Source organism: Idiomarina xiamenensis 10-D-4 (genome assembly GCF_000299895.1).
Lineage (GTDB): Bacteria > Pseudomonadota > Gammaproteobacteria > Enterobacterales > Alteromonadaceae > Idiomarina > Idiomarina xiamenensis.
This window is the reverse complement of sequence record NZ_AMRG01000011.1, coordinates 116366-127125: the sequence shown is the minus strand read 5'-3', so window position 1 is coordinate 127125 and position 10760 is coordinate 116366. Positions and strand designations below refer to the sequence as shown.

At 48.4% G+C, this 10760-nt stretch carries 8 protein-coding genes; 4 read left to right on the top strand and 4 right to left on the bottom strand.

What is annotated here, in order from left to right:
* Positions 1-907 (bottom strand): MCP four helix bundle domain-containing protein (locus A10D4_RS09645; protein ID WP_008489241.1); only part of this gene is annotated, 907 nt, incomplete at its 3' end.
* Positions 908-1244: 337 nt separating this feature from the next.
* Here A10D4_RS09645 and prfC point away from each other — a divergent pair.
* Complete coding sequence (gene prfC, locus A10D4_RS09640; protein ID WP_008489240.1) at positions 1245-2834, top strand: peptide chain release factor 3; 1590 nt, start codon at positions 1245-1247, stop codon at positions 2832-2834.
* Positions 2835-2836: 2 nt separating this feature from the next.
* Positions 2837-3610, top strand: coding sequence for a TatD family hydrolase (locus tag A10D4_RS09635; RefSeq protein WP_008489239.1), 774 nt, complete (start codon positions 2837-2839; stop codon positions 3608-3610).
* Here A10D4_RS09635 and A10D4_RS09630 read toward each other — a convergent pair.
* Positions 3574-4176 carry a hypothetical protein gene (locus A10D4_RS09630; RefSeq protein WP_040502838.1) on the bottom strand — a complete coding sequence of 201 codons (603 nt, stop codon included), beginning with the start codon at positions 4174-4176 and terminating at the stop codon, positions 3574-3576. The two genes, A10D4_RS09635 and A10D4_RS09630, sit on opposite strands and share 37 nt — an antisense overlap.
* 86 nt (positions 4177-4262) lie before the next feature.
* On the opposite strand from A10D4_RS09630, the gene serB reads away from it, so the two are divergent.
* Complete coding sequence (gene serB / locus A10D4_RS09625; RefSeq protein WP_008489235.1) at positions 4263-4925, top strand: phosphoserine phosphatase SerB; 663 nt, start codon at positions 4263-4265, stop codon at positions 4923-4925.
* On the opposite strand, the gene A10D4_RS09620 is transcribed toward serB, so the two are convergent.
* Positions 4922-7432 carry a PilZ domain-containing protein gene (locus A10D4_RS09620; RefSeq protein ID WP_008489234.1) on the bottom strand — a complete coding sequence of 837 codons (2511 nt, stop codon included), beginning with the start codon at positions 7430-7432 and terminating at the stop codon, positions 4922-4924. The genes serB and A10D4_RS09620 overlap by 4 nt on opposite strands.
* A 151-nt stretch (positions 7433-7583) precedes the next feature.
* Here A10D4_RS09620 and radA point away from each other — a divergent pair, with 151 nt between their 5' ends.
* Entirely contained in the window at positions 7584-8957 is a 1374-nt protein-coding gene (gene radA / locus A10D4_RS09615) for a DNA repair protein RadA (RefSeq protein ID WP_008489233.1), read from the top strand.
* 46 nt (positions 8958-9003) lie between these two features.
* Here radA and ettA read toward each other — a convergent pair whose 3' ends face one another.
* Positions 9004-10668: an energy-dependent translational throttle protein EttA gene (gene ettA / locus A10D4_RS09610; protein ID WP_008489232.1), complete on the bottom strand. Its 1665-nt coding sequence runs from the start codon at positions 10666-10668 to the stop codon at positions 9004-9006.
* Between the last annotated feature and the right edge of the window lie 92 nt (positions 10669-10760).

The window sequence follows — 10760 nt, the reverse complement described above, 5'->3', positions numbered from 1 at the left end:
CCGCCGATACGGCTTGTTCCAGCTCTTCGGTTTGACGGTGAATACCCCGTGTCGATTGTTCGGTAACTGTGCTCAGTTCTTCCGAGGTAGAGGCTAACTGGTTCGAGGAGTCCTGAATTTCGGTAATGGTTTTCGAAAATGCGTTGACGGTGGTGTTAAAGTGGCGTGATAAGGTGCCGATCTCATTGTTACTGAGGTCAGTCAACTGTACCGTTAAGTCGCCATCGGCTAAGCGGGTCATCGCTTTTTGCAAGACCTGAATTTGCTGCGTGAGTGAGCGTGTGATGTAAATTGCAATCAACACCAGCAAGGCGATCACGATGACCACAATGGTGCTCACTACTGTAATCGATTGCGCATAAATACTGTCACCATATTCACTGGCTTGACGCGCATTGCTAGCAATCAGTTCTGATAGTTCGCGTAAGTTTGCAGTATATAGATCGTAAGCATTACGTGAACGACCGGTGAACAGCGCTCGAGCTTGGTCATTTTGGTTTTGTCTTGATAATGCAAGCACGTCTTGCTGAATACTCAAATAATTCTGATAGCTTTTAATAAATTGCTTCATCAGACGTTGTTCAGCATCGGTTGTCATCAGCGCTTGATAATGCTCGATACTGCCCGAGACGTTATTGTTGAGGGCTTTCAAGCGTGTCTCGACAGTGGCTTGGTCATTCGCCGTTACGCTAATAATGTGTAGTGCCTCTAACGCACGAATCTCAGCCGTTTGTGTATCAATTAAGCCGACCGTAGCAACCGACGGTAACCACTTATCAGAAATCACAGTGGACTGATCATTAATGACTGCCATGCGTGTGAATGCGAAGTACGAGACCACTAACAGCCCTAAGCCAATAAAGGCGTAACTTAGCGACAACAGCGTACTTAATTTTAAATTTTTCATGTTATTACCAAGAGCAAAAAAATAGTTGTGACAACACCGAAAGGTTACGGCCACCTGTAACTACAACTCGTTAGTGTAGTTAGCGCGCCTTTTATCACAGTTATTTTATTTTTGATAAAACTTTTGAAAAATCAGGCTTAATATATTGCGATAATAATATGTTGCATTGCTGTTATTTCTTTGTGGAGGCCATTTTAATTGGTTAACACAAGCATTGTTTCGCTCATGAAGATAAGCGAAAATAGCGGCATACCTATCGGTTTGTACAGGCTACTTGTAAGATTAAAACGCCTGCAGCATAACCCCGTATCGAATTAATGGAAAAGAATCGAAATTCATGTCAAACGCCTTGATTGCAAAAGAAGTGGCCAAGCGCCGCACGTTCGCTATTATCTCGCACCCCGATGCCGGTAAGACAACCATTACCGAAAAGGTGCTATTGCACGGCCATCAAATTCAGAAGGCCGGTACCGTTAAAGGTAAAAAATCAGGCCAGCACGCTAAGTCAGACTGGATGGAAATGGAGCAAGAACGGGGTATTTCGGTGACCACGTCGGTGATGCAGTTTCCTTATGGTGAGGCCTTGGTCAATTTGTTGGACACACCGGGTCACGAGGACTTCTCAGAGGATACGTATCGCACACTAACTGCCGTCGACTCGTGTTTGATGGTTATCGATGGCGCTAAAGGCGTTGAGGATCGCACCATTAAATTAATGGAAGTCACGCGACTGCGTGACACGCCAATCCTGACCTTTATGAACAAGCTCGACCGCGATATTCGCGATCCGTTAGAACTCTTGGATGAAGTTGAGCAAGTGCTTAATATTTTATGCGCCCCCATTACCTGGCCAATCGGTTCCGGGAAAAACTTTAAAGGAGTTTATCACCTGCTACGTGACGAGGTGATTTTATATAAGACTGGGCAAGGCCACCGTATTCAGGAAGTCGATATTATCAAGGGTTTAGATAACCCCGAACTAGACCAACGTATTGGTGTGTATGCTGATGACTTGCGTGAGCAAATTGAGTTGGTTAATGGTGCCTCAAATAGCTTTGATAAAGAGTTATTTTTAGCGGGAGAATTAACGCCGGTATTTTTTGGTACCGCATTGGGTAACTTTGGCGTTGACCATATGCTGGATGGTTTGGTTGATTGGGCGCCAGTACCACAACCGCGTGAAACCGATGACGGTCAGGCAGTGGCTGCCGATAACGCTGCATTCTCGGGTTTTGTGTTTAAAATTCAAGCCAACATGGACCCTAAGCACCGTGACCGTGTCGCTTTCTTAAGAATCGTATCAGGACAATACGAAAAAGGTATGAAAATGCATCAGGTGCGCGTCGGCAAAGATGTCCGCATCAGCGATGCCTTAACTTTCTTAGCCGGCGATCGGTCGCATGTCGAGCAAGCGTACCCGGGCGACATCATCGGTCTGCATAATCACGGTACGATTCAAATCGGCGATACCTTTACCGGTGGTGAGAAATTTAAGTTTAGCGGTATTCCTAACTTCGCCCCAGAGCTATTCCGCCGCATCCGCTTGAAAGATCCGTTAAAGCAAAAGCAGTTGTTAAAAGGCTTAGTGCAGCTATCCGAAGAGGGCGCGGTGCAGGTGTTTCGTCCACTTATCAATAACGATTTAATTGTCGGTGCGGTGGGGGTGCTGCAGTTCGACGTAGTCGTGCATCGTTTGAAATCAGAATACAACGTGGAAGCCATTTACGAGAACATTAACGTTGCTACCGCGCGCTGGGTAAGCAGCGATAGTGAACGCAAGTTGGATGAGTTCCGCCGCAAAGCTGAGGCTAACTTGGCGTTAGATGGTGGCGATAACCTGACTTATATTGCTCCCAGTATGGTTAATCTCAGCTTGGCACAAGAGCGTTATCCCGAAATCAGCTTTAGCCACACGCGCGAGCACTAACTATGCAAACGCTTTTCGATAGTCATTGCCACCTAGACTTTGCGGTGTTTGATGACGATCGAGAAGCGTTGTTACAGCGCGCCCAGGATGCTGGTGTCAGCGATATATTGATACCCGGAGTCAGCGCTGCACAGTGGCCCAAACAGCAACGCCTAGCGGAACAGTATGGCGGCCTGCATAATGCTTTTGGTCTTCACCCTTACTTTCTCCAACAGCACCAAGGCGGTGACATCGAGCGCCTGCGTGAACAATTGTTAAAGTTTCCGCGAAGTGCGATTGGCGAAATCGGTTTAGATGCCACTTGCGACAACCATGAACAGCAGCGGTGGTTCTTCAATGCGCAATTGCAGTTGGCCGCTGAGCTGGCAAGACCGGTGATTTTGCATCACCGCAAAACGCTGGATGAAATGTCGGCGTTGATTAGTCAGCAGCAGCTGGTAGGCGGTGTTGTCCATGCGTTTAGTGGTAACTTTCAGCAAGCACAACGTTATCTATCACTCGGCTTTTATTTGGGCGTTGGTGGTATTATTACTTATCCACGAGCAAAAAAGACTCGTGCCACAATAGCTAAAGTTGGTAGCAAACACTTACTACTGGAAACTGACTCGCCAGACATGCCGTTGTCGGGTTACCAAGGCCAACGAAACGAACCGGCGCGAATAGCAAGGGTTGTGCGAGAGTTGGCTGTTATACTGGGCCAACCCGAAGCGGAGTTACGCCAGCAGTTGTGGCAGAATACTCAGGATTTTTTGTCGTTCTCTGCTACGGGCCAGTAGCGGTCACGCACACGATTAAAGCCAAGCATAATGAATACGCCAGCCAATACTGCCAGCAGCAGCAAAATGCGACCTTGGCTAATTAAATCCTGCAACGCACTGTCGCTTTGATGCACGATTTGTTGCTGGTCAAAGATGATCTGTACATAACCCTCAACTTGGTCTCGAGTACCAAGCTCGCCTAATAACGTTAGTGGCTGTTGTTGTTGATGAGCAGGCCAATCAAGCAATGAGGTAGGATAGCCAGCCAGCGCTAATTGTTCACCATTACGGTCGCGAATCACTACGCTCATGACACCCGGCCGTTGAATGGTATCATCGGCTAACTGGGTTAAGCTCTGGGCGTCGTTATTGCGTAAATAGCGAGTGGCTTCGTGTGCCGTTTGTTCGACAGTTAAACGTAATAGCTGCTGACTATGCAGTAATAGGCGTTGTTGAGATTGCAATACCGCACCGCTCCACACCTGCATAATCGAAAAAACCAGCAGGGCGGCGATGGCAAGCCGTAAAAGTCGCTTGGAGAGCAGGCGACCGATGGCTAAGATATTAGGACTGACTTTGTACATGGCGCTCACTATACGACGCTGCTGCGGCGCTGGCAATTCTGATGTGAATGATTAGGCTGATTTAGATATCGCCAATAAGGATTTTTATGAATGAGTTAACAGCCAGTGCTGGGTTAATTGCTTTTGACATGGATTCGACCCTAATCAGTATTGAGTGTATCGATGAAATTGCCGCCTTGGCGGGCTGTAAACAAGCGGTAAGTCAGGTGACTGAAGCGGCCATGCGCGGTGACATCGACTTTCAGCAAAGCTTGCGGGAGCGAGTGGCATTACTCGCTGGTGTCGAGCAAACTCGGTTACAGCAATTGTTTCAACCTATCCCTTTTAACCCTGGTGTACAGCAGTGTATCGCAACGTTGCAGCAGGCCGGCTGGCGCTGCGTGTTGCTGTCGGGAGGCTTCACTTGGTTTGCTGAACGCTTACAACAAGCACTGCAACTTGATGCTGTGGTGGCTAACCAACTTGAGATTGAAGCTGGGCGCTTAACCGGTAAAGTGCTGGGTCGTATCGTTGATGCTCAGGTCAAAGCACAACAGCTAAAAATGCTGGCGCAACGTTGGCAAATACCGATATCGAGAACCGTTGCTGTCGGCGACGGAGCCAACGACCGTGATATGTTACTGGCGGCGGGTACCGGCGTTGCCTATTGCGCTAAGCCAGCATTGAATCAAATTGCTGACATTATTTATGATCAACGTGATTTAAGCGCGTTAGCCACGCGTTTAATCGACGCTCAAGCAAAAGCTTAGTTGTTGCGGGTTGCTGCTTGGGTAAATAACTGATGACGACGCTGCCGCTGATTATCAATAAAAGTGGTTGATTGAGCTAGCGCCTGTAATACGGCATCGGTAACTTCTAACGCATCAATGATGCCATAAACACGCCATAATTCTTGCTCAAGTTGTTTGGCTTTATGCGCAGCATAGCCAGCCAGATAATGTAGTTCGTTGGTAATAAATTCAATATCCGGTCGGCCGGTACGAGTCAAACTTAACTGAAAGGCTAATAACACGTCATCAGCGCGAGCACCTTGTAATACGATGGCCGCCGTTTCGTCGTTTGCATGAGACAACAACCAACGCTGTATCGGCCGTTCGCCATAAGGTGATAGTTTAATCAGTAGCAGACTCTGGTCGGGAGCCGATTGGCGGCTTAGTTCGTGTAACTGAGGTAACAACTGTTGATGTATCATGTCGTCGTTGAACAGCATTTGTAGCGATACGGTATCGTGTCGATTTCCTGGGGTGGTTTGCCGTAACGCTGCAGCTAAATTCAGCGGCTGTTGCGAAAACGCGATACTACCGATTTCATATTGGTTCTGTTGTTTATAGATAAACATCGGCGAACTCATCATGGCGTCGCAATAAAGGTTACGTAAGCACAGTTCAACACCATGACGTTGGCCCGACTCTTGGGCTTGCCGCAGTTTGGTTTGGTTATTGGCGATTAACTCGTTAAAAAAAGCTTCGGCGGGGTGCTCGCCGGCGATATCTGTGGTTTGCAAATTAATGTTGCGGCCGTCATCACTGCGCCCGACAACGGTATAGGGCAGTTGTTTTAAGCTGTATTGCTTAGTGAGCTTTTGTAAATCGGGTAAATCAACCGTTAAGGTATCACCGACACGACAGTGAATAGGCAATTCGCTGTCGATTTGCAAGCCGCGTACCGAAAAGTCACGAGTGATTGCATCGCGGCTGCGTTGGCTCATATGTACGATGATTTTTGAGCGATGACTAAAACGCTGTTCGCGTCGCAAATTAACAAACTCTAGCGGTATAGCCTTGGTTTTAAAGGGCAAGTTAAGCGGATGCATGAACGGGCGTAGGCGCTCTAAGCGCCGGTCACCGCTGTAGTTGACTTCGGCAGGCTGACAGGTGGCGGTGATATCACTTAAACAACCAATATGGCTAATGCCTTGTAAGCGTTTCATTACCGCAGCACTGGGTGGGCGTTCGCGGCTTTGCTGCTGAATGTGTTCGGGGACACTCAGCGGTTGCCAAGCTTTAGCTAAATCGGCCTGACTTAAACTTAAGCGCAATACCCGCCAGCTTTGACGGCGTTGGCCGATACTAAAGTAACACTCACGACACTGATGTTGTTCTAGTTCGGCCTCGGTTGCCGAATAAAATACAACCTTATCGGCCACTGTCAGGCTAAAACAATACAGCACCAAGTAAGGCTCAAGTTGGCTTGACGTGAGTAGCTGTTTTAGGCGACTGCCGTTAAATAGGGCACCTAACATCGGCTGGTTACGGTGGTCGCGCCAATAATCAATTAATTGTCGATTATTATCGGTTTGTAACACCATATCCGCATACACCAGTTTTTCTGTGCGCTTAAAGTAAATCGGCAAGTGGTCCATGCGTGGCAGGTAAAACTGTTCATGCGCTTTGGTTTCGACGGTTTCAAAGGTGTTATCGATATTAACTTTATAACGTCGTTTATAGCCATTAATAAAGCCGGTCAAAAAGTTACTAAAGGCTTGATTGTCATGCTCGGGAGATAGCATGAGGCTGACATACTGCTGCTGGTCACGAATGTCATTGTTTACCAGTATATATGGCACCTGCATATTCGGATCGATGGTAAACTCCCGCGCCAGACCATTAAAGCGAATCGCTAATTGTTGTTTGTCCTTAAATTTAACGATCTTCTTGGTTTTTAATTTTAGGCGTAGACCGCTTAAAGAGATATCCGTCGTAACGCCGTTATAGACTTTGCCATTTTCCAGCAACAGCTCCACGTCGATGACAAAGTTCATCCGCTCTTCGCGGCGCAAGCGGTAGTCGGCGAACTGTAACACATGCGCCGGATAGTTGAGTGTGGTGGCGTCGGCGCTGTTAATATCACTGGCTAAGTTATCATCGTCTTGTTGGCGCTGTAGCAGCGCTTGCTGCTGTGCACGACGATGCATGACGCGCAGGTTATTATCGGCATTTAAGATTTGTTGATAGGTATCGAAAGTAAATACACCGTTATAAAGCTTAAGTCCTTGCTCTAAAATGGTGATGGCAACGTCGTCTAAATAGTGGGTGCGGTCGTTAATGGTATAGGGACGACACTGACCGTCTACGCGTTTGCGCAAATCTAAAATGCGCTGGCAAGGCGCCGCGAGTTCTTTCAAGGTGGCTTTTAGTTTGAAGCGAGTTGGGCCATCTTCGTTTTGCGTTAAGCGCTGAAATATTTTGTCAAACTCAGGCTCATTGGCAATCGGCTTTAATTGATCGATCAGTTGCTGGAAGTGCTCGGCGTCCATGTATCCAAAGTCTTCTGCTTGGTTCTTAATGCGCTAACTTAGCGTAGAATAGTTGTATAAGGCAATGACTATGCGTCTGCCTGCATGGTGTAAAGCACGTTACACTGGTTAGCATAACGACGTAATAAGATAAAACTTTAGGGTGTTAGAGATGGCGAAAGCGAAAACCGCTTATGTATGCAGTGACTGTGGTGCCGATTTTCCGCGCTGGTTAGGCCAGTGTAGTGAGTGCAAAGCGTGGAATACGCTGACCGAAGTACGCACTGCGCCGAGTGTAACGCGACAGCACGTCAGCCAAAGTGGCCGTGGTGGTTATAGCGGTAGCACACAGGCGACGGTAAAAACCTTAAAAGATGTCGATGTTAGTGATGTTCCGCGCTTTAGCTCCGGATATCAGGAATTTGATCGAGTACTCGGGGGCGGGGTAGTGCCTGGCTCCGCTATCCTGATCGGCGGTTCACCCGGGGCCGGTAAAAGTACCTTGTTATTACAGATGATGTGCCACTTAGCCGAGCGTATGGGGGCGTTGTACGTCACTGGCGAGGAATCGTTACAACAAGTGGCACTGCGGGCGCGGCGATTGAGCCTGCCCAGCGATAAGCTGCGCATGCTGGCAGAAACCTCGGTAGAAGCTATTTGTCATCTTGCCGACCAAGAAAAACCGGCCATCATGGTGATTGACTCGATTCAGGTGATGCACTTAACCGATATTCAGTCGGCTCCGGGTAGCGTGTCGCAAGTGCGCGAAAGCGCCGCTTACCTGACCCGTTACGCCAAGCAAAATGGTGTTGCTATTGTGATGGTGGGACATGTCACCAAAGACGGTAGTTTGGCTGGTCCGAAGGTATTGGAGCACTGTATCGATTGCTCAATTATGTTAGATGGCGATGGTGATTCGCGCTTCCGCACCCTGCGTGGTCATAAAAACCGCTTTGGTGCGGTGAATGAGCTTGGCGTATTTGCGATGACCTCGGCGGGCTTGAAAGAGGTTACCAATCCGTCGGCGATTTTCTTGCAGCGTGGTGAGGAACACGGCAATGGTTCCGTGGTGATGGTGGTATGGGAAGGCACACGACCGTTGTTAGTCGAAATTCAGGCCTTGGTTGACCATTCACAGCTGGCAAATCCGCGTCGTGTGGCGGTGGGTTTAGAGCAAACTCGCTTGGCATTGCTGTTAGCGGTATTGCATCGCCATGGTGGTTTGCATGTGTCCGATCAAGATGTCTTCGTCAACGTTGTTGGCGGTGTTAAAGTCGCGGAGACATCAGCCGACTTAGCACTGCTGCTGGCTATCGTATCGAGCTTTCGAGATAATCCCTTAGCGCGCGATTTGATTGTCTTTGGTGAGGTCGGCTTGGCTGGTGAGATACGCCCCGTACCGAATGGCTCTGAGCGTTTGCGCGAAGCGGCTAAGCATGGCTTTCGACGTGCTATTGTACCGCTGGCGAACAAGCCTAAACAGCCTATCGAAGGGATGCAGGTAACTGCCGTAAAAAATCTGGCAGAGGCGCTTGAAGCCGTATAAAAAAAGCCCGCCAGATATTGGCGGGCGCTGATATATGCGGTATATATTAACCAATTGGTTTGTACTTCATCCGGTGAGGTTGCATCGCATCTTCACCGTGTTTGTCTTTCATGTAAGCTTCGTAATCGGTGTAGTTACCTTCGTAAAAGTTAACTTGCGCCTCATCTCGATAATCTAAAATGTGAGTTGCAACGCGGTCGAGGAACCAACGGTCGTGCGAGATGATCATGGCCGAGCCGGGGAACTCTAACAACGCTTCTTCTAAGGCGCGTAGGGTTTCGACGTCTAAGTCGTTGGTCGGCTCATCGAGTAACAGTAAGTTACCGCCGGCGCGCAATAGCTTAGCTAAATGCACACGATTACGCTCACCACCAGATAGCTCGCCAATGCGTTTTTGCTGATCGGTGCCTTTAAAATTAAAGCGGCTAACGTAAGCCCGCCCGGAGATTTCAAAGTTGCCGATTTTCAGAATATCTTGGCCGTCGGCAACTTCTTCAAACACGGTTTTGCTGTCATCCATGCTGTCGCGGAATTGATGGACTGCCGCTAAATGCACGGTTTCGCCGACTTCAATGGTGCCATTATCGGGTTGTTCATCGCCACTGATCATACGGAACAAGGTCGATTTACCGGCACCGTTAGGGCCGATAATGCCAACAATCGCACCTTTGGGTACGTTGAAGCTTAAGTCGTCGATTAATTGACGGCCTTCATAGCCCTTGCTGATGTGATTAACGGTTAACACTTTATCACCCAGGCGTGGACCCGGTGGAATAAAGAGTTCGTTAGTTTCGTTACGTTTTTGGTAGTCGCCACTTTGCAGTTCTTCAAACCGCGCCATACGCGCTTTACTTTTCGCTTGGCGACCTTTCGGGTTAGTACGCACCCACTCAAGCTCTTGCTTAATGGAGCGTTGGCGGGCTTGTTCTTGCTTTTCTTCTTGCGCTAAGCGTTTTTCTTTTTGCTCCAACCATGACGAGTAATTGCCTTCCCATGGAATGCCGTACCCGCGGTCGAGCTCCAAAATCCAGCCAGCCACATTATCTAAGAAATAGCGATCGTGGGTAATGGCAACTACGGTGCCATTGTAATCATGTAAGAACTGTTCAAGCCAAGCTACCGACTCTGCATCCAAGTGGTTAGTCGGTTCGTCCAGCAGCAACATATCGGGCTTTTCTAATAATAAACGGCAAATTGCTACGCGGCGGCGTTCACCACCCGATAATACGCTGATTTTAGCGTCCCATGGTGGCAGCCGCAGTGAGTCGGCGGCACGTTCCAAAATATTATCGATGTTGTGTCCATCTTTAGCCTGAATAACTGCTTCAAGTTGGCCTTGCTCTTTTGCCAGCGCATCAAAGTCGGCGTTTTCTTCCGCGTAAGCGGCGTAGACTTCGTCCAATCGTTGCAACGCATGCTTAACGTCGGCTAACGCTTCTTCTACGACTTCACGTACGGTCTTTTGCTCATCTAACTGCGGTTCCTGTGGCAAATAGCCGATATTGATGCCGGGCTGCGGTCGCGCCTCGCCATCATACTCTTGGTCGACGCCCGCCATGATACGTAATAACGTCGATTTACCGGCGCCGTTAAGACCCAGCACACCGATCTTCGCGCCAGGAAAGAACGACAATGAAATATCTTTTAAAATGGTACGCTTAGGTGGAACAACTTTGCTCACCCGCGACATGCTATAAATGTATTGCGCCATAGCAATTCGGTATCCTTGCGGTGTTCTTAAATAATGCGCTCAAGTTTACTGGTTATTGCCAGACTCCCCAAGCCTTCGTTTTAAAAAAAGTC